This window comes from Lacicoccus qingdaonensis, assembly GCF_900101075.1.
Taxonomy (GTDB): Bacteria; Bacillota; Bacilli; order Staphylococcales; family Salinicoccaceae; genus Lacicoccus; species Lacicoccus qingdaonensis.
This window is the reverse complement of sequence record NZ_FNFY01000017.1, coordinates 21,567-44,229: the sequence shown is the minus strand read 5'-3', so window position 1 is coordinate 44,229 and position 22,663 is coordinate 21,567. Positions and strand designations below refer to the sequence as shown.

The following is a 22,663-nucleotide window of genomic DNA, read 5'->3' as shown; positions in this document are numbered from 1 at the left end:
GAAATGAATACGTTTTCATGCATAAAAAATGCAAAACCCGATGATTATCGGGTTTTGCTTCATTCGTTAGATTTCATTATTTTTGTTTCATGTAAGGGAATAACAGCACATCACGGATGCTCGCCGAATCAGTGAGCAGCATCACGAGCCTGTCCACACCGATTCCAAGACCGCCTGTCGGAGGCATGCCGTATTCCAACGCCTCGAGGAAGTCCTCATCCATCTCATGGGCTTCATCGTTGCCTGCTTCTTTTTCAGCGACCTGGGATTCAAAACGTCTTCTTTGATCGATCGGGTCATTCAACTCTGTAAATGCATTTGCGTGTTCCCGGCCGACGATAAATAATTCAAAACGATCTGTAAAACGCGGGTCATCAGGATTTTGCTTTGCAAGCGGCGAAATTTCTATAGGATGACCGTATACAAATGTCGGCTGCATCAGAGTCTCTTCCACTTTTTGTTCAAAGAACTCATTCAGGATATGGCCGTACTGCATGGTCGGTTGGACATCGACGCCGTGTTCCTTGGCAAGTGAATGTGCTTCTTCATCTGTTTTCACTTCGTAGAAGTCCACACCTGTTTCCTCTTTTACAAGGTCCACCATGTGCACACGTTTCCAGCCTGTGCCCAGTTCTACTTCCTGTTCACCGTACTTGACTGTGGAACTGCCTGTCACTTTTTCTGCAATATATGCAATCAGATCTTCAGTCAAATCCATAATATCATTGTAATCCGCATAGGCTTCATACAGTTCAATCATGGTGAATTCAGGGTTGTGACGTGTTGATATACCTTCGTTTCTGAATACACGGCCGATTTCATAAACTTTTTCAAGGCCGCCGACAATGAGTCTTTTCAGATGCAGTTCAATAGCGATACGCATGAAAAGTTCGACATCCAGTGCATTATGATGGGTGACAAACGGTTTAGCCTGTGCGCCGCCTGCTATCATGTGCATCATCGGTGTTTCAACTTCAAGGAAGCCTCTGTCATTTAAATAATTACGCATTTCCTGAATGATCCGGCTGCGTTTGATGAATGTTCCTTTTGATTCTTCGCTGGTGATCAGATCCAGGTAACGTTTACGGTAACGCTCCTCTATATCCTTCAGTCCATGATATTTATCCGGCAGAGGACGGAGTGCTTTCGTCAGTACTTTGAATTCACTTGCTTTAACGGAAAGTTCGCCGGTATTCGTCTTGAACATTACACCTGTTACTCCGACGATATCGCCAAGATCGGCATGTTTCCATAAATTATCAAAATCCTCTTCGCCTATCTGGTCTTTTCTCACATAGATCTGTATCTGTCCGTTGATATCCTGTATATGTGCAAAGCCTGCCTTACCTTTTCCGCGCTTTGTCATCAGACGGCCTGCAATGACTGTTTCTGATTCATTTTCTTTCTCTTCAAGTTCTTCTTTTGAAAATTCATCCCACTCTTTTACAAGGTCGTCTGAATACGCTGTACGTTCAAACTTCGCACCAAAAGGATCGATGCCAAAATCGATCAACTGCTGCATTTTCTCTCTTCTGACACTCACCTGGTCATTCATTTCTTCAGTCAACTAAAAACACTCCTTCAATATAATAAACTGTCAGTTTTTTCTGTCTCTCTTCCAATTCTACAGCAAAGTCATCAACAATCTCAGCGACTTCTTTTATCGCGTGCCTGATTGATCAGTTTACGGACTGTACCGTTGCCTTTGACTCCTTTTAAATACCATGTAGCATGTTCCCGCCTCTCAAGAACCGCTTTTAAAGATGTTACTCGCCTTTTTCAAGATCTTCTTTCAGTTCTATTACGAGCTTGTCCAGAGTCGGATGTTTTACATCCGGTGCAATTTCTGAAAGAGGTTCCAGTACAAAGCTGCGCAGATGCATCTCTTTATGAGGGATGGAGAGGTCATCCAGCTCCAGATCCAGATCTTCATAAAGAAGAATGTCTATGTCTATAATTCTCGGTCCCCATACTTCCTCTCTCACTCTTCCAAGAGAATGTTCTATTCCCAGCACCGTCTCAAGAAGACTGAGTGGAGACATGCGCGTATTGATTTCCACGCACATATTCATGAATTCCGGCTGATCTGTCTTGCCGTATGGTTCAGTCTCCAGTATCGAAGAGCGGTTCGTCACTTCAATTTCTGCAAAATTGTCGAGTGCTTCTATCGATTTTTCCAGATTCTCTTTGCGATCTCCCAAGTTACTGCCCAGGCCTAGATAAACATTTGCCATTAGCTCTCCCGCTTTCTATTCAGAGTAATACTCACGTTGTCATAGTGTCCGTCTATCGGCGGACTCGGTTTTGTAATCGTAACTTCTACTTCTTGTATTTTACCATACTGGTCAAATAGTGACTGTGACACTTTTTCAGCCAGGTGTTCTATCAGGCTGACAGGGTCTCCTTTTATGATTTCTTCAATCAGCTCGTAGGCTTCACCGTAATGGACGGTCGCTTCAAGATCGTCATTCACAGATGCATCTTTCAAATCCAGGTACATAGTGACATCTGTGATGAAAAACTGTCCCAGTATACGCTCCGCATCCAGTGCGCCGTGATAAGCATAAGTTTTGATGCCGCTTATTTTGATATTATCCATCTAGATCTTCCTGTAATTTGACATAGGCATCGCTGAGCTCCCGATTGATCTCAATGTTGTGGACCCGTACCGCTTTGACACCTTTTTCCATACCGTAAATCGTTGTGGCAGCGGTTGCCGTATCACGGCCTGACGCTTTGGATTCACCTTCTATAAGTTCCTTGATCATACGTTTTCGGCTGGTCGCCAAAAGAACCGGGTAGCCGACTGCGACCAGTTCATCCAGACGCCTCATGACTTCAAGCTCTTCCTCGCGTGTCTTGACAAAGCCGATGCCGGGATCAAGCCATATATTTTCCTTTTTCACGCCGTGCTCAAGTGCAAGATTGACAGATTCCTTCAATTCCCTGATCATATCTTCCACCACATCATCATAAGTTGAATGATCGTTGTTGTGCATCAGAAATATCGGTGCATCAAATTCGGCTGCAACATCAAGTATTTTCTCATCGTAAGTCCCCCGCCACTGGTCGTTGATCATCGTCGCTCCCGCTTCCAGCGCGGTTCTCGCCACATTCGAACGGAATGTGTCTATTGATATTTCGACGCCAAAATCTTTAATCGCCTCTATCACGGGTTTCACCCGTTCAATCTCTTCCTGTTCCGTAATCTCTGTATATCCCGGCCGCGTCGAATAACCGCCCACATCAATAATATCCACGCCTTCATCAACCATTTCGCGTGCACGGGCAACAGCACTTTCTGTATCACGGTATTTACCGCCATCACTGAAAGAATCAGGAGTGATGTTGAGTATACCCATGATTTTTAATTTATTCATAACATATACCTCTTACTCTTGTAGAATTTGAATAGACACATTATAACATGTTTGAGACAGACGATTCCACACTTCAAAAATTCAAATAAGTGAAATTGATCCGCAGGTGAAAACTTCCGCAAAAAAACTGCAGACAGATCATAAGATCTGACTGCAGCCCCGCTAAACTACTTACAATGATTCAGTCATCAAAGTTGAATAATGCAGTTGATAAATATCTTTCGCCGTTTGACGGCAGGATCACAATGACATTTTTACCTTTGCCCAGTTCCTTTGCAGCGTCCAGTCCCGCCTTGACTGCTGCACCGGATGAAATACCGCCCAGTATACCTTCTTTGGCAGCAAGTTCACGTCCGACTTCCATCGCCTCGTCATTTGAAACTACTGATACTTCATCATAAACTTCAGTGTTCAAAGTTTTCGGAACAAAACCTGCACCGATTCCCTGAATTTTATGCGGACCCGGTTCCTTGCCGCTTAAAATTGCAGAGTCAGTCGGTTCAACCGCATAGATTTTCACGTCAGGATGATGTTCCTTCAATACTTTCCCTGCACCGGAAACAGTACCGCCGGTACCGATGCCGGATACAAAGCCGTCAATTGACAGACCCTCCATCTGATTTACAAGTTCAACACCTGTTGTTTTCTCGTGGATTTCAGGGTTTGCCATGTTCTCGAACTGCTGAGGCATGAAATAGTTTTCTTTTTCAGCAAGTTCTCCGGCCTTTTTAATCGCACCTTTCATACCGTCCGCCCCGGGTGTGAGCACAAGTTCTGCACCGTATGCACGAAGCAGATTTCGTCTTTCCTTACTCATCGTATCAGGCATTACCAAAGTTGTTTTATAACCTTTGCTAGCTGCGACCATCGCAAGACCGATTCCAGTGTTACCGCTTGTCGGCTCCACAATTGTCGTATCTTTATCGAGGTGGCCTTCTTTTTCTGCTGCTTCAATCATCGCCAGGGCGATTCTGTCTTTTACAGAACTCCCCGGATTCATAAATTCCAATTTCACATATACATCTGCGCTGTTCTCATCAGTAAGGCTGTTCAATTTTACTAGAGGTGTGTTGCCAATCGTTTCTGAAATGTTATTGTAAACTTTGCTCAAAGTAAGCACTCCCTTTTCCTAGTATAATGCTATGAATAATATAGCATGAAAATGACATCTTATCAATATCAGTGCGTGATTAATTCTTTCAACTCTTCTTCCTCAATCCATACTTTGTTGCGGCAGAAATGACAGTCTGCTTCCGCACCGCCGTCCTCTTTGATCATCGTCATGATTTCTGCAGGGTCCAGAGCCGATATTGCATTCAGGAAACGGTCTTTCGAACAGTTACATTCGAACGATACCGGCATTTCGCTCAGCTCTCTCCAGTTCTTTTCCCCAATCGCTGCATTTATAATCTCGTGTGGACTGAGTCCCTCGTCAATCTGCCTGGACACAGGCGTCATTTCTTTTGAAATTTTATCTAGGAATTCAAATGTTTCTTCACTTGCACCAGGCAGTACCTGTATGATGAAACCGCCGGAAGCCTTAATGGTATTGTCAGGATTCACAAGAACGCCGAGACCGACGATGGAAGGCACCTGCTCACTCGTATAGAAATAGTATGCAAAATCTTCGCCTATTTCACCCGACACGATTTCTGTAGAACCGGTAAAATGCTCTTTTAATCCGATATCTTTTACAACTCTTAAATAGCCGTCTGTTCCAACAGCTCTTCTGACATCCAGTTTACCTGAATCATTCAGGTCAAAGTGGACCTGTGGGTTGCCAAGGTAGCCTCTGACATGACCTTTTGCATCACTGTCGGTGACAATCGCGCCGATTGGTCCGCCGCCTTCGATAGTCGTTGTCACTTTCTCCTCATTTTTGAGCATTGCACCCATCAGTACAGATGCGGTCATTGTGCGGCCGAGAGCGGCAGCAGCTGTCGGGTAAGCTTCGTGGCGCCTCACAGCCTCATTTATAGTTTCAGTTGTATCTACAGCCAGTATGCGGATTTCATCATTCAAACCAAGTCCTCTGACTAAATAATCACTCATATTTATCCTCCTGAATTATTAAAAGTCGCCTTGCGGCGACTTTTAAATTGATTAATCTCTTCGATTATCGCTTTCCCAGTCTTCTTCACGTCTCTTCTGTTCATCGACACGTGCGTTATCTTCACGCTGTTCCGGCTCCCCGGCCATGTCTGGACGCTCTTCAAGCTGGCGGTTGTTTTCTTCATGGTCTTTACCGTCATGGGCAGTGTCTCTTTCATCGACTTCTTTTTTCACTTCGTCGTATGACTTGCCGATTTTTTCATCTTCAGAATCATCCGCTGTATGATCCTCAAAATTTCTCTCAGGCAATTCACCATTGTAGAATAAACCTTCGATCTGTTCACGATCCAATGTTTCCACTTCAAGCAGTGTTTCTGCAATCAATACCAGCTGTTCTTTATGGTCAGTCAGTATTTGACGGCAGCGCTCATATTGGGTCTTGACGATATTTTGCATTTCCTGATCGATTTCATATGCAATCTTGTCCGAGTAGTTCTGGTCTGACTGCATATCCTTACCAAGGAATACCTGGCCGTTCGATTCACCGAACTGCAACGGACCGAGTTTGTCACTCATGCCGTATTCCGTAACCATTTTACGTGCAATACTCGTCGAACGCTGGAAGTCGTTGTGGGCACCTGTAGACACCTCGCCGAAGTTGATTTCTTCGGAAACACGTCCGCCAAGCAGCCCGACAATCTTATCTTCAAGCTCCGGCTTCGTCATGAAGTAACGGTCTTCACGCGGCAGCATTACAGCATAGCCGCCTGCCTGTCCGCGAGGAACGATGGTCACTTTGTGCACCATATCCGCATCATCAAGCACCATGCCGATTATTGTATGACCCGCTTCGTGGAACGCAACGATATTTCTTTCTTTTTCAGAAATGATCTTGCTCTTCTTGGCCGGTCCGGCAATTACTCTGTCTGTCGCTTCGTCTACATCGCGCATATCGATCTTCACTTTTTTATGTCTTGCTGCAACAAGAGCTGCTTCATTCAGCAGATTCTCAAGGTCAGCACCGGTGAATCCCGGCGTGCGCTGGGCAATTGCTTTCAAGTCGACAGTGTCATCAAGCGGTTTGTTACGCGCATGCACTTTCAGTACAGCTTCACGGCCTCTTACATCCGGTCTTCCCACTTGTATCTGTCTGTCAAAACGGCCCGGACGCAGTAATGCAGGGTCCAGGATATCCGGTCTGTTCGTTGCAGCAATCATGATGATACCTTCGTTTTCACCGAAACCATCCATTTCAACAAGCAGCTGGTTCAATGTCTGTTCACGCTCATCATGACCGCCGCCGACACCAGCGCCACGCTGACGTCCTACAGCATCAATCTCATCTATGAAAATGATACAAGGTGCATTCTTTTTCGCGTTTTCAAAAAGGTCACGTACACGTGATGCACCGACACCGACGAACATCTCGACGAAATCAGAACCACTGATGGAGAAGAACGGAACGCCCGCTTCACCTGCAACAGCTCTCGCAATCAATGTCTTACCGGTACCAGGAGGTCCCACAAGGAGAACACCTTTTGGAATACGTGCACCGATTCTGTCGAAACGACGGTGATCTTTTAAGAAGTCCACCACTTCTATCAATTCCTGCTTTTCTTCATCTGCACCGGCAACATCGTCAAAACGAACTTTTTTCTTGTTCTGGTCATAAAGCTTCGCTTTAGACTTGCCAAAGTTCATCATTTTGCCGCCGCCACCGCCGCCGCCTTGTGCCTGACTCATTAAGAATAAGAACAGGAACAAGATGATCAGTAAAGGTATGAATGTAAACAGCATTGTCGTCCAAGGACTCTGTTCATCAGCAGGCTGTACTGCAAAGTTCAATCCATCCTGAGCACGCGCTGTATCCAGGATGCTGTCCAGATCACTTGTACTGTTGTAAGGAATCACTGATGTAAAGGACTCCTGCTCTTCCTGGCCGCTCAGGCGACCTTCGATTAAGTAAACATTACGGTCCGGCTGTATGTTCAATTCTTCAACATTGCCGGCTTCCAATTGTTCAATGAATTCATTATATTGAAGTTCTTCTTCAAGTTCGGAAGAACCATTAAACTGTGAAAATATACCAAACATGATGACTACCAATACGAGTATCAGTATCATATTGCGGCCTGTATTCTTCGGCATTCATACTCCTCCATTTCTAATACACTAAAAGAGATAATATCATAATTTCTCAATCCAGTTCCACTGATATGTTTACGAATATAATTCCGGTTTGAGCAACCCAATATACGGCAGGTTCCTGTACTTTTCATCGAAATCCAATCCGTAACCAACCACGAAACCATCAGGAATTTCAGTTCCTATGTACTTGACATCAACATGCAGCTTCCTGTTTACCGGCTTGTCCAGTAAAGTCACAATTTCAATGGATGCTGCATTACGGGATTTGATCAGATTGATGATCGAGTTCAATGTCGCCCCCGTTTCTATGATATCTTCAACTATTAGGATGTGTCTGCCATCCACAGACCCGGACAAGTCTTTTAAAATCTGGACTTCCCCTGTGGATTTTGTTCCTACATAGCTGGACACATCCATAAAGTCAATTTCCAGATGCGTATCAATCTTCTTGATCAGATCGCCCATAAACAGGACAGACCCTTTCAGCAGGCCGACTAATACAGGTGTTTTCCCTTCATAATCTTTTCTTATGGTCTCACCGAGATCTGAGACGATCCGGTCGATATCTTCTTCTGATAAGACCACTTCACTAATGTCATTTTTCAAACTCATGAGTTTTCTCCTTTGAAATTATTAAGCCTTTATAATTTTCTCGTGGTTTAATTATATTATATATTGTTCCGAGTGCAATAATTTCATTGCTGTTATTTATAATTAAAGGGGTTTTCCCGCGTTCTTCATGCGGAATCTTCTGATCGATGAAAATTCTGGATATTTTTTTCGTTCCCAGATTCGGAAGGCGTATCGCGTCACCGTCCGACCTTGTTCTTACAGTCAAAGGGAACATATCATCAGGGAGATCCACATCCACCCTGTATCCGTTGAATAAATACCGGCCGCTGCTGTTGATTAAAAAGCTTTTATCTACCGACTTTACATCATATGACCCTGTATTATCAATATATACATCACCATATCTCAGCTTGATTAATTTATTATCGATGGGAAGATCGCCTTGAGGCAGATCACTCTGTATCAGATTGATTGCTTCTTCGATGAATTTACGGCCCGGGGATATATTGTGGCGGTGCATCCACTTCTGAAGTATAAACACTTTGATGATATGGGGCTCGTGCAGGAGTGTGTGCCTGGAAATGACGCTGCCGGGGACATCCTCCAAAAATTCCGCCGCCCTGCTGTCCGCCAGGCCCTTCAACCCGTCAAAATCGGCCGCAACCCGGGAAAGACTTTCTTCATGAAGATTTTCATTCCTCTTAATATTTTTTACGATATGATGTCTGATGTAATTTCTGGTGTAATCATCCTCTTCATTTGTAGCATCCTCAAAGTATTGCACATTGTGATGCTGCTGGTAACGTCTGATGTCATCCTTAAGCAGTGAAAGCAGCGGCCTCGCCACGGTCATACCGCCAATGACATTGTCACTCTTTATACCGAGAGTCTGATTCAGGTGTCTGTTCGTCAGAAGCTGGTGAAGAACGGTTTCAAAATGATCATCTTTATGATGCGCAGTAAGCAGCACATCGACACCATGCGCTTTAGATCTGTCTGCAAAAAATCGGTAGCGCATCTCTCTTGCCTGTCCCTGTGAAAAATCGCCGCCCATGAACAGATGATCCACTTCAACGATGTGATTGTTCAAAGCGCCCAGTTCTTTTATATACCGTTCCTCTTCTGCGGATTCCCTTCGAACGCCGTGATTTACATGGAAGAGAACCAGTTTTTTATATGTGTGCCTGTACTCATGTGTCAACTGATGATACAGGACCATTGAATCTATACCGCCTGAAATGGCCAGTGCAACCGTGTCGGAAGTCAGCCATTTTACATCTGCAAGTTTCAGTCCGCCTTCTAACATCTCAGATCTCCAACTTTTATCTTAAAATAAAATAAGACGATTACAATAATCGTCTTAATTTTTTTATCTGCGTCCGCGTCCACCGCGACGAGATTCTGCTTGTCTCTTAATCGTGGAAAGTCGATCTTCACTATCTTTAAGGAAAGACGATAATTTTTTCTCAAAATCTTCCGGAGACGGTTCTTTACGTGGTCTCGGTTTAGGCTTTTGCTCTTTTGCCTTTTTAATCGACAGGCTTATTTTGCCGTCATCACCCACAGACAGTACTTTTACCTCTACTTCCTGGCCAATGCTCAGATGATCATTAATGTCTTCTACATATTGATCTGCAACTTCACTGATGTGTACGAGTCCGTTTTTTCTCTCCGGTAATTCGACAAAAGCACCAAAATGTTTAATACCTGTGACTTTCCCTATGATTTTACTGCCCACTTCAACTGACATGTTTATATAATATCCTCCCAAATTACTGTTATCTCTATTTATAATACTATAAAAATGAAAAATAATCATTACATATGTAATGATTATTCCCCGAACTTGCTTTCTTCCGTAACAGGTTCGTCATTATTATCATCGGACAGGTTGAAAACGATCTCCCCTTCTTCCGATAAGAAAAATTCGCTGCGTGCGATGCGCATAATATAGTCATCATCATTAAGCTGCTTTATTTTCTGTTCCAAATCCTGTGATTCAGTGATTTTATTATCAAGCCGCTCTTCATTGGCAGCCAGTTCTTCTTCTAAATAGGAGTTCTGATGGTTTTGGTGCAGTGCAATGACGAGCAGAATACCAGCAATGACCAGCATGATACTGCCGAAAAGCAGCGTCCTTTTCCTGCTCACACGACTTTCATCACTTAATACCTTTTTCTCAGTCTCTTTTTTCTTCGTGTAGCTGTTGAGTAATTTAACAACTTTTTTATTCACAGCACCACTTCCATTTCTTTACGTTAACCCTCACTCCTAAAATACACCATTCACGCACAAATTTCTATAGAAATTCATCTATTTCATCTTGATTTTCATTTTTCTCTATTCTTTCTTCACTGATGATTTTGTACATCCTTTCTGCTTCTTCCTTTTTGGCATGTGCACCCAGCATCAGAACTTCAAAAGTCACAATCTTGTTTCCGAATCTGATTTTGACGATGTCGCCGACGTTGAGGAGCGTTCCTGCCTTGGCTGTGCTGCCGTTGATTGTGACACGTCCTTCATCGCTGACTTCCTTGGCCAGCGTACGTCTCTTTATGATACGTGATACTTTCAAATATTTATCGAGCCTCATCATTATCACCCTTCTCTTCCACTTGTGCCGATAAAGGTTTCTGATTATGGATTGTATTCTTCATCCATTTCAGCACTTTATCCGCATACTCTTTTTCATACTTCACTTTTTCCTTCTTGCCTTCATTCTTTTTCGCCTGCTCCCATACACGGTCCAGGTCTTCCATATCTTCAACCACCGCATCCGAGAACACATGAGGATGACGCCTGATGACTTTTCGGTTCATGCTTGACAGGACATCAAGAAAATTGAAGTAGCCGTCCTTATTGCCTACCGCAGAATGCAGCGCCACCTGAAGAAGAATATCTCCAAGCTCCTCTACAATCGCTTCGTCATCCTGCCGTTCGATTGCCTCGATAACTTCATAGGCCTCTTCGATCAGATACTTCTCGAGAGACTTGTGGGTCTGCTTTTTATCCCACGGACAGCCGTCTTCGCTGACGAGCGTATCGAAAATATCCATCATGTTATGGATCGACCTCGCATCCTGGGTGTCAAGTTCCGTTTCAGGAATGAACAGCGCCATCAGGTTGCTTGTTATCTGCATATGGTCGAGTTCATGGAGCGGTGTCTCATAGACCATTTCATCGCTGCCGCCTGCAGCAGTAACAATTTTGACGTTCATTTCAGGCGGGTAGTAATCGAGCAGCGTCACTTTGACATCGCTCAGGCTGAACAGGTCATATACCTGGGTAATGATCGTATGTTTCTTATGGGATAAGTCTTCCAGCTTCAAAGTGGAAGCGTCCAGAAGCTGAAAACCGTCATTGACCGGTACCTCGACCGCACTGATGACTGCATCTATGAAACTCTGTCCACCGACGATATTCACCCTGTATCCGCCGCTCTCAGCCCGGTCCATCAGAAGTTCCGTCGTCGTTTCATAAAATAAAGGATGCCCCGGCACGGCATAGTCCACATCAGCCGACTGTACCGCTTCAGTCAGAAGTCGGCATATCTCTTCGTAGGTCGCCTCAAAAGTATCGTTATTTTCGTACACATCATCAAAGGCGGTCCATTCGACCCCTTCTTCTTTCAAAGTGCCGGCGACCGGGTGGTCTTCCGTCCGTAAAAATAAGTTCTCAGATGTTTTTATTCTTTTGAATATACCCACCGGCATGCTGTCTATATCCGAACTTCCCAGTCCGATAATATTAATTGTATTCATCAGGCAACCTCCATTCTGCTGTCTTGAATATCTTCCATGATGCTGACCAATTTCTTTATATCTTTGGTGCCGACAGTGATTTTCAGCTCACTGTCCTGCACTGCGACCTGTATCATTCTTCCGTAATCCCGTGTATCCATGAACAGTTTTTCACCATCCACCTGTGATGTCGCTGCCTTTGAAACCTGTAGATGCACTTTGCGGCTGTCTTCCTTCACCTGGTAAATGCCGTACATCAATGCGTAGACTTTCACACGGACAAGCTGTATCAGGTTGTCGACCTCTTTCGGGTATTCGCCGAAACGGTCGATCAGTTCGTCCTCGATATCTTCCACCGCTTCAATCGAGTCTGCATTTCTCAGACGTTTGTAAATGTCGATTTTGGACTGTTCATGTGTAATGTAAGTGCCGGGTATATAGGCATCCAAAGTGATGTCTATCGGTATATTCACCGGCTGCGACTCTTCTTTGATGCCCTGCTTTTCCTTCACTGCCGATTCAAGCATTTCCGAATAAAGTTCATAACCGACCGAATCGATGAAGCCGGACTGGTGTTTGCCGAGCAGGTTCCCCGCACCGCGTATATTCAGGTCTCTCATCGCGATCTTAAAACCGCTGCCGAGCTCTGTATATTCTTTGATTGCCTCTAGCCTTTTTTCAGCAACTTCAGTCAGTACCTTATTCGGCTGATGGAACAGGTAGGCATAGCTGATCCGGTTGCTCCGCCCGACACGCCCGCGCAGCTGGTAGAGCTGGCTGAGCCCGAAACGGTCCGCATCTTCAATGATCAGTGTATTGGCGTTCGGCACATCGACACCCGTTTCGATGATGGTTGTCGTGACGATGACATCGAATTCATTATTGACAAAGGCGAGCATCGTCTCCTCGACTTGTTTCTCAGTCATCTTCGCATGCATGACACCGACTTCCGCATCGGGTACGAGCGACTCAATATGCGCTTTCTTCTGATAGATTGTATCTACCCTATTATGGAGATAAAACACCTGTCCGTCGCGGGCAAGTTCCCGCTCAATCGCTTCACGTACAAAATTGCCGTTATATTCCAGCACATAGGTCTGTACAGGAAATCTGTTTTCGGGCGGTGTTTCAATGACTGATAAGTCTCTCACTCCGGACAGACTCATATGCAGCGTTCTCGGAATAGGAGTTGCCGTCAATGTCAGAACATCCACATTGGTTTTCAACTGCTTGATGCGTTCTTTATGGCGAACGCCAAAGCGCTGTTCTTCATCGACGATCAGCAGACCGAGGTCTTTGAATTCAACATCTTTGCTCAATATTTTATGCGTGCCGACTACAATATCGACCGTGCCCTTCTTAAGGCCTTCCCGCGTCTTCTTATTTTGGGCGGCTGTTCTGAAGCGGCTCATCACTTCCACATTGACCGGATAATCTTCGATTCTCTCGATCAGACTTTCAAAATGCTGTGAGGCAAGGATTGTCGTAGGCACAAGAAATGCAACCTGCTTATTGTCCTGCACAGCTTTGAAAGCTGCTCTGATCGCCACTTCCGTCTTGCCGTAGCCGACGTCGCCGCAGAGGAGGCGGTCCATCGGTTTTATTTCTTCCATATCGTTTTTAATTTCATGGACCGAGGCCAGCTGGTCCGGTGTCGGTTCATACGGGAACCGCTCTTCGAAAGACTGCTGCATATCTGTATCCGGACCGTACTTGAACCCCTCTGCCTGTGCACGTTCCTGATACAGTTTCATCAGTTCGTCGGCAATCTCATTGACACTGGCCTCCACTCTGGCTTTCGTCTTTTTCCATTCTGTGCCGCCGAGCTTATGCATTTTAGGCGTGCTGTCTTCATTTGAGACGAATTTTTGGACAAGGTCCATCTGGTCCACAGGAATATACAGCTGATCCGTCCCTTTATACTGAAGCTTCATATAATCATTATGAATACCGCTGATTTCCATCGTCTCAATACCAAGATAACGGCCGACACCATGATGGACATGGACGACGTAATCCCCGACATTCAAATCCTGATAGGATTTTATTTTCTCGGCATTGGACAGTTTCTGACGCCGCTGTTTCCGTTTGGCCGTCTTATTGTAAAGTTCTTTTGAAGTGAGCATTGCTACTTTCATAAACGGCAGTATGAAACCTTTCGGCATTCCGCCTGTCGTCAGGACAATCCCGCTTTCCACGGGGATATTATGAATGTAGCTTGTAATATTCAAATCTTCCAGCAGCTGCTTCGTCTTCTGCAGCTCTTCTTCATTTCTCAGGATGATATTGACGAGATACCCGTCCTGGAGCATTCTGTTCAGGTTCGAAGCGAGAATGTCATATTGGCCATAATAGATTTCCGTCGGTCGGACCGAAATTTTGACAACCTTGCCGATTTCCACCGGCATTCTTTTTGTGAACAGTGTGAAATAAGTGCTGCCCTGCAGTGAAAGCAGCCGGTCGAGCTGCCCTTCGAGATAATTGCCGCCGCCCTTGAACATTTTTCCTGCTTCCACCATCGAGCTGTAAAATTCACTCACGGCTTCAAATTCAGTTTCATAGGCGGAGGTGATATTCGTCACTTCATCAACCAGGACATGATGATCGTCTGTAATGTAGTCGATGAGTGAATTGCCTTTTTCATGCAGAAGATGACTGTACTGGATGAGATGCTCAAAAGTCAGATCAGGGTGCGTCACTTCCGCGTAATGTTCATCCAGCGCCTCTTTGACCGCTTCATTTGACCCGGCATCCGAATTCTCATAAAGTTTCTGAACTTTATCCAGAAGCACTTCTCTGTCGTTTTCATCCAAAATATATTCTGCATACGGATTCAAAGTGAATGACCCGATATTTTCAATTGACCGCTGTGATTCAGGATCAATCGTTCTGAGTGAATCAATCTCATCGTCAAAAAGCTCCATACGGTACAACGCATCCGGTGTATAAATGTCAAATATATCGCCGCGCACTGCAAATTCCCCGACATTTTGCGCTTTCGTCATCCTTTTATAACCAAGATTCACCAGATCGCCGATGAGTGTTTCGTAATCCACTGTGCCGCCGATTTCAAAAGTCTGCAGATAGTCCAGCAGTTTCTCTTTGGTCATGAGGGGCTTCATAAGTGCATGTACAGGCACGATAAATAGCCCTGGCACATTGTGTGCTAGAGCATAGCTCGCCGTCATTCTGGATTTTATAAAGTCCGGACTTTGTTTTGAATGATTCTCGATCATGATATCGCCGACCGGAAACGTATAAACATTATCCTCCATAAGGTCCATCAAGGCGGAAGCGAGTTTCTCCATCTGGTGGTTATTTTGTACAAAGACGACGTAAGGCCTTTTATTCATTTCATAGAGCTGGGATAAAAGTGTTGCCTTGAAGTCCTCATTCACACCGGTCACAAGAAGGTTTTCTGTTTTATCATGCCTTGCAACTTCGAGAAATCTTTCATCATCCTGAATCCGCTTGAATATCTTATCATCCATCCACATCACCATTAAACTGCGTCATCACTTCTTCGAATGGTTCAGTGACAAAACTCGAGGATGCATCACTCGTTCTGTCGATTACTTTTTCAAGTAACGGCTGCTCATCTTTACGGAACTTGCTGAGCACATATTTAACCACTGTCATACCTGCTGCAGGACGGTCGATGCCGATACGGATGCGTTTATATTTTTCACTGCCGAGATGCTGATTGAGCGACTTCATACCATTGTGTCCGCCGCCGCTTCCTTTTCTCCTCAGCCTCAATTTACCGAGCGGCAGATCCAGATCATCATACAGCACAATAATATCTTCCAGTTCTATATTATAATAGTCGGTCAGGGGACGTACGCCTTCACCTGATAAGTTCATAAAAGTCTGAGGTTTTACGAGCATGACTTTCTGCCCGTTATGAATACCGGTACCGTAATCACACTTGAACTTCCGGTCTGTAACCTCAATGTTCAATTCTTCTGCTAGTTTGTCAATAACCATGAATCCAACGTTATGACGTGTCTGTTCATATTTTTTCCCTGGATTTCCAAGTCCGATAATACACTTCATCTTCTCACCTCATACAACGCTAAAAAAGGCGATGGTTGCCCACCGCCGATTGTCAGATCATTACTCTTCTTCAGATTCTTCAGGAGCGTCAGCTGACTCTTCGCCTTCTGCAGACTCTTCGCCTTCTTCGCCCTCTTCGCCCTCTTCTTCATCTTCAGGCTCTTCCTCTTTTTGCGGAGGAACAACTGTAACAAGTGCTTCGTCTTCCTCGTTTTCGATAGTGAAGTTGCCTGTAATTGAAATGTCAGATACATAAAGTGTATCGCCGATTTCAAGTTCAGTAACATCCAGCTCCAACGATTCCGGGATGTTATCCGGTGTTGCAGTAACCTCTACTTCGAATATCGGCTGCTCTACGATACCGCCTTCGTCGGCGCCTTTCGCTTCACCGGTAAGTTCAATGGTTACATCCACTGTAACTTCGGTCTTCATGTTGATTGCTACGAAGTCGATATGAGTGATCTGGTTTTTCAGTGAATCGAACTGGTAGTCCGTAACCATCACTTTTGTTGGTTTTCCACCGAGTTCCAGATCGATAACACCGTTACGACCCACTTCACGGATCACTTTGATGAATTCTACTTCATCAACTGCAACTGCTGTGTTTTCAACCTGATAGCCATAAACCACTGCCGGTACCTGACCAGTATTACGCAGCTGGTTTATCGCTGAACGAGTTTTTGTTTCTCTATTTGCCGAGGCCAATTTTGCCATGGTAATAATTCCACCTTTCCTATAACAGACAATGTATTATGTCCAATTTAACACATAGCACAATCAATAATAACATATTACCCGCTTGTTTGTAAAAGAAACTTTTAATTATCAAATAAAGTGCTCACGGATTCCTTTTTGTATACACGGACGATCGCCTGTGCAATCAGTGCTCCCACGGACAGCTCCTTGATTTTATCAATCTTTTTGTCTTCTGCAAGTTGAATTGAATTGGTAACCACCAGTTCTTTTATGATTGAACTTTCTATTCTTTCAATGGCCGGTCCAGATAAGACCGGATGTGTGCAGCATGCATAAACTTCTTTTGCCCCTTTATCAACCAATGCCTGTGCCGCCAGTTTTATCGTGCCGCCGGTATCGATGATATCATCGATGATTATTGCGGTCTTGCCTTCAATTTCTCCGACGATATTCATCACTTCCGCAACATTCGGTTTAGGGCGTCTTTTATCGATGATGGCAATCGGTGTCTTGAGACGGTCTGCCATCTTACGTGCACGGGTCACACCGCCATGGTCCGGCGATACCACTACGACTTCATCAAAGTCCAGATCTTCTTTTTCTGAGAAATAATCACTTAACAGAGGCACCCCCATCAAATGATCGATTGGAATATCAAAGAAACCTTGAATTTGCGGTGCGTGCAGATCCAGGGAAATCACCCTGTTGGCACCTGCTGTTTCCAGAAGGTTCGCCACCAATTTAGCCGTAATCGGCTCACGTGAGCGGCTCTTACGGTCCTGTCTCGCGTAACCATAGTAAGGGATGACCAGGTTGATCGTCTTGGCGGATGCACGTTTCAACGCGTCCACCATGATGAGCAGCTCCATCAAATGCTCATTGACCGGCTGGGACGTCGGCTGGATGACGAAGACATCACACCCCCGCACACTTTCTTCAATACTGATTGATACTTCTTCGTCTGAAAATCGGTTGACTTCGCATTCACCCAACGGAATACCGATATGACGGGAAATCTCCTCTGCAAGTGGTTCATTACCGTTCAAAGAAAAAAGTCTTAAGTTGGAATTAGTTACGTGAGTAGCTGACATGATTTGCCTCCATTATTTTTGATTTTTATAATAGCCTTCTTTAGTCGTCTGTCTGTTCCTTGCGATTGCCAGGCTGTCTTCGGGTACTTCGTCCGTCACAGTGGACCCTGCTGCGATAAATGAACGTTCACCAATTTTAACAGGTGCGATAAGATTGGAATTGCATCCGATGAACGAGTCTCTTCCGACTTCGGTCTTATGTTTGTTTTCACCGTCATAATTCACTGTGATTGCTCCGCATCCGATATTGGCACGTGCACCTATATGCGCATCTCCAATATAACTCAAATGAGAAACTTTTGCCTCATTTTCAAGTTCTGATTTTTTAACTTCAACAAAGTTCCCGATTTTGACTTCTTCACCGAGCTTCGATCCCGGTCTCAGCTGGGCAAATGGTCCGACATTGGTACCCCTGCCAACTTTTGAACCGGTGATTACAGACTGCTTGATGACAGCATCATCCTCTATCTCCGAATCAGTGATATGGGATGAAGAGGTTATTGTAACATTTTCACCGATGATTGTGCTGCCGCCGAGTACGGCACCCGGGTAAATTATTGTGTCCATGCCGATTTCCACTCCGGCGTCGATATAAGTGTTTTTGGGATCGATGAGTGTCACGCCGTTCTGCATATGACGGATATTGATCTGCTCTCTGAGCAGACTCTCCGCCTGACTGAGGGCAACTCTGTCATTGATGCCCAGCGTCTCTTCGAATTCCATCGTTTCATAAGCATCGATCAGCTTATGTTCCCTGAAAAGAATATTGACTGCATCGGGCAGATAATATTCATTTTGAGCGTTATCATCAGTGACCTTGTCCAAAGCTTTAAAAAGCGTCTGATTGTCAAAAATGAACGTGCCTGTACTGATTTCATGCAATTCCCTGATTTCAGAAGTGGCGTCCTTCTCTTCAACAATCCGCTTTACCGAACCATCATAATTTCTGACAATCCTGCCGTAGCCGGTCGGCACATCCGCTTCTGCAGAAAGGATCGTCGCAAGAGATTTTCTTTCATGATGAAAATCCAGCAGGTTTTGAATCGTATGGGACGAGATCAGCGGTGTATCCCCGCAGATGACCAGAGTATCTCCTTCCTCATCAGCCAGCAGATCACTGAGCTGATTCACTGCGTGTGCAGTGCCGAGCCGTTCTTCCTGAACTGTTTTTTTAACACTGTCACCCAGGTAATCACCGACCTCGTCACTGTCTGGACCGATGATTGCATGCACTTCATCAAATCCGGCCTCTTTAACATTGTTGATGACATGCTGAATCATCGGCATCCCACACAGTTCATGTAACACTTTCGCCTTTTTTGATTTCATGCGTGTACCTTTGCCAGCAGCTAAGATTATCGCTCTAGTTTGCATAGTTACCCTCCAATTATTCGATATATCAATTATATTTTACTCTATAAATACTTTCAAGACGAACGTTAAGAGATTGTAAATCGTTCTTCCTGCCATAAAAAGAACATTTTTCACAAAATAAAAAGAGTATAAAACCTGCCTTCAGATTTTATACTCTATTCTAAGTTTTATTCATTCTCGTTTTCATCGTTATCTTCTGCCGTTTCTTCTACGGCTTCTGCTTCTGTGCTTTCACCTTCATCGCTGTTGTCCGTTTTCTGTGTCTCCGCAACATCTTCGGTTTCATCATAGACTTTCATGATTTCTTCCTGCACATGCTGTCTCATCTCTGAATTGATCGGATGTGCTATGTCCCTGAATTCACCGTCCGGAGTCCTTTTGCTTGGCATAGCTACGAAAAGCCCGTTATTTCCTTCAATGACTCTTAAATCATGAATGACAAAAGAATCTTCAAATGTAATCGACACTAACGCTTTCATTCTTGTATCCTGATTATTAACTTTACGCAGCCTAACATCTGTAATTTGCATATCAGTTCCCCCAATAGGTTGATATTGTTGGATCAAATGTGTTAATGCTGCAGTCTAATAATAAATTGGTTATTGCGTTTCCATCTTACTCTTCAGATGCAACAACTTCAATTTCTACCTGAACATCTTTAGGTAGACGACTGACTTCCACACATGACCTTGCTGGTAATTTACCCGTAAAATAGGAACCATAAACCTCGTTGATATGCGGGAAGTCATTCATATCAGATATGAAAATCGTCGTTTTTACTACATTGTCAAAGTTCATGCCGGCCGCTTCAAGTACATGCTGAACATTCTTCATGACCTGGTCCGTCTGCTCTTTGACATCTTCGGAAATGATCTCTCCTTCTTTCGTCAACGGAATCTGGCCCGATGAAAAGAACAGGCTGCCCACCTTGACGCCGTGGCTGTATGGTCCTAATGCTTCCGGTGCTTTTTCTGAATTGATTGGTTTCATAACTGACACTCCTTTTAGTTGTTACTTTCAATATACTGTATACAGTTGCCTTCTTCTACTACGAAGGATTGATTATACTCATCTATATCCGAAACTTTCAATAATGAAGTATAATCCTTGAACTTCCTGTTTGCGACTTCTTTTGCTTCCACAAGTACGCTGACACCGACAATTTTCGCACTGAATTCTTCCATGAGGTTCATCACGCCGGAAATCGAACCGCCAGCACGCAGGAAATCATCGACGACAAGTACGCTCGACCCTTCTTTCAATGTGCGCTTGGATAAGACCATCGTCTCTATCTTACGTGTCGAGCCTGAAACGTAATTCACGGAAACCGTCGAACCTTCAGTCACTTTGTTATCCTTCCGGATGATGGCGACGGGTGCGTTCAGCTTTCTCGCGACCGCGTTCGCGAGTGATATGCCCTTTGTCGCTATAGTGACCACTGCATCTATCTCTTCATCCTTGTACATCGTCGCAATCAACTCACCGATATCGTTCATCAGTGATGGATTGCCCATGATATCGGACATATATAAATAGCCGCCAGGAAGAAGACGGTCATTCGTTTCCAAAACCTCTTTAAAATCCGCCACAATCTCTTTTGCCCGTTCAGTGCTGATCTCAGGGTGGTAGGTAATTCCGCCCCCGGCACCGGCCGTCGTCCGTATAGTCCCGATGCCATCATCTTCAAACACATGTTTTATAATGCGTATATCTTCACTGATCGACGACTTCGCCTGATTGAACTGATCGACAAAATAAGTCAGCGGAATAAGCTCATTTGGATGTGAAACTAAATATTGCGTCATAAATACTAGACGTTCACTGCGTTTGTATTTCATTATAACTCTCCAGTCCCGTATTATTAAGTACAATATTATCACAAATGTTCGGCTTTAGGCAATTAACCAAGCAGTCTCACCCGGTAAACTTCGTCACAGCATCCACGCATGGAATTGTACAGATGAATCGCCTGTCTTTCCTTTTGAACGAGACCGAAAACGGTCGGTCCGCTGCCGCTCATCATCGCCTTGTCCGCCCCTGACGCTTCCATGTTATCAATCAGTTTCTTCACTTCAGGATAATGCTCGATTGTCACTTCTTCCAGGTCATTCTTCATCTGTTTGACGACACCGTTATAGTCACCTTCGACCGCTGCCTCAACCACTTTCCCCGAAGCAGGTTCTTGCCGGCCCGGTTTTAGATGAGAATAGATGACCTTGGTAGAGACACCGACAGATGGTTTTGCAAGAATGACCCATGCATTCGCCGGCTTCGGCAGCAGCTCAACTTTCTCCCCTCTGCCGGTACAAATCGCCGTTCTTCCGAAGACACAAAAAGGGATGTCCGATCCAAGCTCTGCGCTGAGTTCCGCAAGCTCTTCAAGCGGACGGCCGAGCCCGTAAAGTGCATTCATCCCCCTGAATGTCGCGGCCGCGTCACTCGAGCCGCCTGCAAGACCTGCTGAAATCGGTATGTTCTTCTCAATCACAATATTGACCCCGGTCTTTATATGATAAGTCTTCATCATCAAAGCCGCGGCCTGGTAAGCAAGGTTCTTTCTGTCATTCGGCAGATACTGATTTTCAGTCTCTATCGTTATTTTATTGTCCGTACGCTTTTCAAAAGATAACTGATCATTCAGATCCACCGTCGTCATCACCATGCTGACCTCATGATAACCGTCATCCCGTTTGAAAAGAGTATCCAGTGTTAAATTGATTTTAGCCGGAGCTGTTTCATAATGCATAATACTATCTCCATTTTGTCCATTTATTATCGTCTATTTTAACACAGATTACACATGTATATAGAAGTTCCGCCAAATAAAAAGCTGAACGGTTCCTGATTTTGATCAGTCGTCTGATTTTCTTCTGTTGAATGCCCATATTACAATGCCAAAACTTACAGCGACCCATGCAAGCAGTATCAAATACTCTGCCGCTCCGCCGTCACCATTCAAAATGTACAGATTCTGGTACAGCGGAAAGCATTCAGCAATCTGCCTCGCGATATGGCCCTCATCCGTGACGAGGAATTCGATATACGGTGTAAAGCCGAACAGAAACATGATCGGTATCAGATACACCGATGTCGTCGCAACACTTTTGACCAGCAGCCCGATGCCGATACCCAGGTTTAAAAAGAAAATGCCGAGCAAAATCAACCCTGCAATATTTTCCATGCTCCAAAAGCCGTCCGCTTCTACCAGCATGATCGATGCAACCAGTGAAATGATCGTCATCAATGTAATGACGGCACTTTTCCCTGCAATGATATCAATGATCGACGCCGGTGACTGGAGCAGCCCTCTCAATGTATCCTTTTCATTCTCTTCTGCCATCATCGTCATCATGGAGCTGAATGTTACAGCAGAAAAAACGACACCGACGATTATAATGACTATTTCATCCGGTACGCCGCCTTCTCCGCCGTCCATTCTGCCAAAGAATGCAGCGAGGACGACCGGGATCAATACAGATGTAAACAACATCATATTCCTCATGAATTCCTTGAAATCTTTTTCAAATATTGCCGCCACTCTTGTTATATTCAT

23 protein-coding genes are annotated in these 22,663 nt (G+C 44.6%); all 23 read right to left on the bottom strand.

Features of this window, described 5'->3' with window-relative positions; all coding sequences use genetic code 11:
- Positions 1–76 precede the first annotated feature (76 nt).
- On the bottom strand, positions 77–1,567 hold the full coding sequence (gene lysS / locus BLR15_RS09580; RefSeq protein WP_092986962.1) for a lysine--tRNA ligase: 1,491 nt from the start codon (positions 1,565–1,567) through the stop codon (positions 77–79).
- A gap of 199 nt (positions 1,568–1,766) precedes the next feature.
- Complete coding sequence (folK, locus tag BLR15_RS09575) at positions 1,767–2,234, bottom strand: 2-amino-4-hydroxy-6-hydroxymethyldihydropteridine diphosphokinase (RefSeq protein ID WP_092986960.1); 468 nt, start codon at positions 2,232–2,234, stop codon at positions 1,767–1,769.
- Positions 2,234–2,599: a dihydroneopterin aldolase gene (gene folB / locus BLR15_RS09570; RefSeq protein ID WP_092986958.1), complete on the bottom strand. Its 366-nt coding sequence runs from the start codon at positions 2,597–2,599 to the stop codon at positions 2,234–2,236. The genes folK and folB overlap by 1 nt, the downstream gene beginning before the upstream one ends.
- Positions 2,592–3,380, bottom strand: coding sequence for a dihydropteroate synthase (gene folP / locus BLR15_RS09565; RefSeq protein ID WP_092986956.1), 789 nt, complete (start codon positions 3,378–3,380; stop codon positions 2,592–2,594). The genes folB and folP overlap by 8 nt, the downstream gene beginning before the upstream one ends.
- Before the next feature lie 181 nt (positions 3,381–3,561).
- On the bottom strand, positions 3,562–4,491 hold the full coding sequence (gene cysK, locus BLR15_RS09560; protein ID WP_092986954.1) for a cysteine synthase A: 930 nt from the start codon (positions 4,489–4,491) through the stop codon (positions 3,562–3,564).
- 68 nt (positions 4,492–4,559) lie between these two features.
- The gene (gene hslO, locus BLR15_RS09555; RefSeq protein WP_092986952.1) at positions 4,560–5,432 is read right to left on the bottom strand and encodes an Hsp33 family molecular chaperone HslO; all 873 of its coding nucleotides are present in this window, start codon (positions 5,430–5,432) and stop codon (positions 4,560–4,562) included.
- Positions 5,433–5,483: 51 nt separating this feature from the next.
- Positions 5,484–7,580, bottom strand: coding sequence for an ATP-dependent zinc metalloprotease FtsH (gene ftsH, locus BLR15_RS09550; RefSeq protein WP_092986950.1), 2,097 nt, complete (start codon positions 7,578–7,580; stop codon positions 5,484–5,486).
- 72 nt (positions 7,581–7,652) lie between these two features.
- Positions 7,653–8,186: a hypoxanthine phosphoribosyltransferase gene (hpt, locus tag BLR15_RS09545; RefSeq protein WP_245696727.1), complete on the bottom strand. Its 534-nt coding sequence runs from the start codon at positions 8,184–8,186 to the stop codon at positions 7,653–7,655.
- Complete coding sequence (gene tilS / locus BLR15_RS09540) at positions 8,176–9,459, bottom strand: tRNA lysidine(34) synthetase TilS (protein WP_092986946.1); 1,284 nt, start codon at positions 9,457–9,459, stop codon at positions 8,176–8,178. Before tilS ends, hpt begins: the two co-directional genes overlap by 11 nt.
- A gap of 63 nt (positions 9,460–9,522) precedes the next feature.
- Entirely contained in the window at positions 9,523–9,903 is a 381-nt protein-coding gene (locus BLR15_RS09535) for a S1 domain-containing RNA-binding protein (RefSeq protein WP_052254967.1), read from the bottom strand.
- A gap of 83 nt (positions 9,904–9,986) precedes the next feature.
- Positions 9,987–10,388, bottom strand: coding sequence for an FtsB family cell division protein (locus BLR15_RS09530; protein WP_092986944.1), 402 nt, complete (start codon positions 10,386–10,388; stop codon positions 9,987–9,989).
- A gap of 64 nt (positions 10,389–10,452) precedes the next feature.
- Positions 10,453–10,746 (bottom strand): RNA-binding S4 domain-containing protein, encoded by a 294-nt coding sequence (locus tag BLR15_RS09525; RefSeq protein WP_092986987.1) that lies wholly within the window; start codon positions 10,744–10,746, stop codon positions 10,453–10,455.
- The gene (locus BLR15_RS09520; RefSeq protein ID WP_092986942.1) at positions 10,733–11,914 is read right to left on the bottom strand and encodes a MazG nucleotide pyrophosphohydrolase domain-containing protein; all 1,182 of its coding nucleotides are present in this window, start codon (positions 11,912–11,914) and stop codon (positions 10,733–10,735) included. The genes BLR15_RS09525 and BLR15_RS09520 overlap by 14 nt, the downstream gene beginning before the upstream one ends.
- A complete protein-coding gene (mfd, locus tag BLR15_RS09515) occupies positions 11,914–15,384 on the bottom strand; it encodes a transcription-repair coupling factor (protein WP_092986940.1) in 3,471 nt (1,156 codons plus the stop codon). Before mfd ends, BLR15_RS09520 begins: the two co-directional genes overlap by 1 nt.
- The gene (pth, locus tag BLR15_RS09510; protein ID WP_092986938.1) at positions 15,377–15,949 is read right to left on the bottom strand and encodes an aminoacyl-tRNA hydrolase; all 573 of its coding nucleotides are present in this window, start codon (positions 15,947–15,949) and stop codon (positions 15,377–15,379) included. Before pth ends, mfd begins: the two co-directional genes overlap by 8 nt.
- A gap of 60 nt (positions 15,950–16,009) precedes the next feature.
- On the bottom strand, positions 16,010–16,663 hold the full coding sequence (locus tag BLR15_RS09505) for a 50S ribosomal protein L25/general stress protein Ctc (RefSeq protein WP_092986936.1): 654 nt from the start codon (positions 16,661–16,663) through the stop codon (positions 16,010–16,012).
- A gap of 104 nt (positions 16,664–16,767) precedes the next feature.
- A complete protein-coding gene (locus BLR15_RS09500) occupies positions 16,768–17,736 on the bottom strand; it encodes a ribose-phosphate diphosphokinase (RefSeq protein WP_092986934.1) in 969 nt (322 codons plus the stop codon).
- Between the two features lie 12 nt (positions 17,737–17,748).
- On the bottom strand, positions 17,749–19,110 hold the full coding sequence (glmU, locus tag BLR15_RS09495; protein WP_092986931.1) for a bifunctional UDP-N-acetylglucosamine diphosphorylase/glucosamine-1-phosphate N-acetyltransferase GlmU: 1,362 nt from the start codon (positions 19,108–19,110) through the stop codon (positions 17,749–17,751).
- A gap of 167 nt (positions 19,111–19,277) precedes the next feature.
- Positions 19,278–19,640, bottom strand: a complete 363-nt coding sequence (gene spoVG, locus BLR15_RS09490; protein WP_092986929.1) for a septation regulator SpoVG — start codon at positions 19,638–19,640, stop codon at positions 19,278–19,280.
- An 85-nt stretch (positions 19,641–19,725) separates the two neighbouring features.
- Positions 19,726–20,100, bottom strand: a complete 375-nt coding sequence (locus tag BLR15_RS09485; protein ID WP_092986927.1) for a RidA family protein — start codon at positions 20,098–20,100, stop codon at positions 19,726–19,728.
- 14 nt (positions 20,101–20,114) lie between these two features.
- Complete coding sequence (gene purR, locus BLR15_RS09480; protein WP_092986925.1) at positions 20,115–20,948, bottom strand: pur operon repressor; 834 nt, start codon at positions 20,946–20,948, stop codon at positions 20,115–20,117.
- Positions 20,949–21,010: 62 nt separating this feature from the next.
- Positions 21,011–21,856, bottom strand: coding sequence for a 4-(cytidine 5'-diphospho)-2-C-methyl-D-erythritol kinase (gene ispE / locus BLR15_RS09475; RefSeq protein WP_092986923.1), 846 nt, complete (start codon positions 21,854–21,856; stop codon positions 21,011–21,013).
- 105 nt (positions 21,857–21,961) lie between these two features.
- Positions 21,962–22,663: an ABC transporter permease gene (locus BLR15_RS09470; RefSeq protein ID WP_092986921.1), complete on the bottom strand. Its 702-nt coding sequence runs from the start codon at positions 22,661–22,663 to the stop codon at positions 21,962–21,964.

Coding starts and splice junctions, on each gene's coding strand:
- folK (WP_092986960.1), bottom strand. CDS start 2,234: ATGGCAAATGTTTATCTAGGCCTGGGCAGTAACTTGGGAGATCGCAAA.
- folB (WP_092986958.1), bottom strand. CDS start 2,599: ATGGATAATATCAAAATAAGCGGCATCAAAACTTATGCTTATCACGGC.
- folP (WP_092986956.1), bottom strand. CDS start 3,380: ATGAATAAATTAAAAATCATGGGTATACTCAACATCACTCCTGATTCT.
- hslO (WP_092986952.1), bottom strand. CDS start 5,432: ATGAGTGATTATTTAGTCAGAGGACTTGGTTTGAATGATGAAATCCGC.
- ftsH (WP_092986950.1), bottom strand. CDS start 7,580: ATGCCGAAGAATACAGGCCGCAATATGATACTGATACTCGTATTGGTA.
- tilS (WP_092986946.1), bottom strand. CDS start 9,459: ATGTTAGAAGGCGGACTGAAACTTGCAGATGTAAAATGGCTGACTTCC.
- BLR15_RS09535 (WP_052254967.1), bottom strand. CDS start 9,903: ATGTCAGTTGAAGTGGGCAGTAAAATCATAGGGAAAGTCACAGGTATT.
- BLR15_RS09525 (WP_092986987.1), bottom strand. CDS start 10,746: ATGAGGCTCGATAAATATTTGAAAGTATCACGTATCATAAAGAGACGT.
- BLR15_RS09520 (WP_092986942.1), bottom strand. CDS start 11,914: ATGAATACAATTAATATTATCGGACTGGGAAGTTCGGATATAGACAGC.
- mfd (WP_092986940.1), bottom strand. CDS start 15,384: ATGGATGATAAGATATTCAAGCGGATTCAGGATGATGAAAGATTTCTC.
- pth (WP_092986938.1), bottom strand. CDS start 15,949: ATGAAGTGTATTATCGGACTTGGAAATCCAGGGAAAAAATATGAACAG.
- BLR15_RS09505 (WP_092986936.1), bottom strand. CDS start 16,663: ATGGCAAAATTGGCCTCGGCAAATAGAGAAACAAAAACTCGTTCAGCG.
- BLR15_RS09500 (WP_092986934.1), bottom strand. CDS start 17,736: ATGTCAGCTACTCACGTAACTAATTCCAACTTAAGACTTTTTTCTTTG.
- glmU (WP_092986931.1), bottom strand. CDS start 19,110: ATGCAAACTAGAGCGATAATCTTAGCTGCTGGCAAAGGTACACGCATG.
- spoVG (WP_092986929.1), bottom strand. CDS start 19,640: ATGCAAATTACAGATGTTAGGCTGCGTAAAGTTAATAATCAGGATACA.
- BLR15_RS09485 (WP_092986927.1), bottom strand. CDS start 20,100: ATGAAACCAATCAATTCAGAAAAAGCACCGGAAGCATTAGGACCATAC.
- purR (WP_092986925.1), bottom strand. CDS start 20,948: ATGAAATACAAACGCAGTGAACGTCTAGTATTTATGACGCAATATTTA.
- ispE (WP_092986923.1), bottom strand. CDS start 21,856: ATGCATTATGAAACAGCTCCGGCTAAAATCAATTTAACACTGGATACT.
- BLR15_RS09470 (WP_092986921.1), bottom strand. CDS start 22,663: ATGAATATAACAAGAGTGGCGGCAATATTTGAAAAAGATTTCAAGGAA.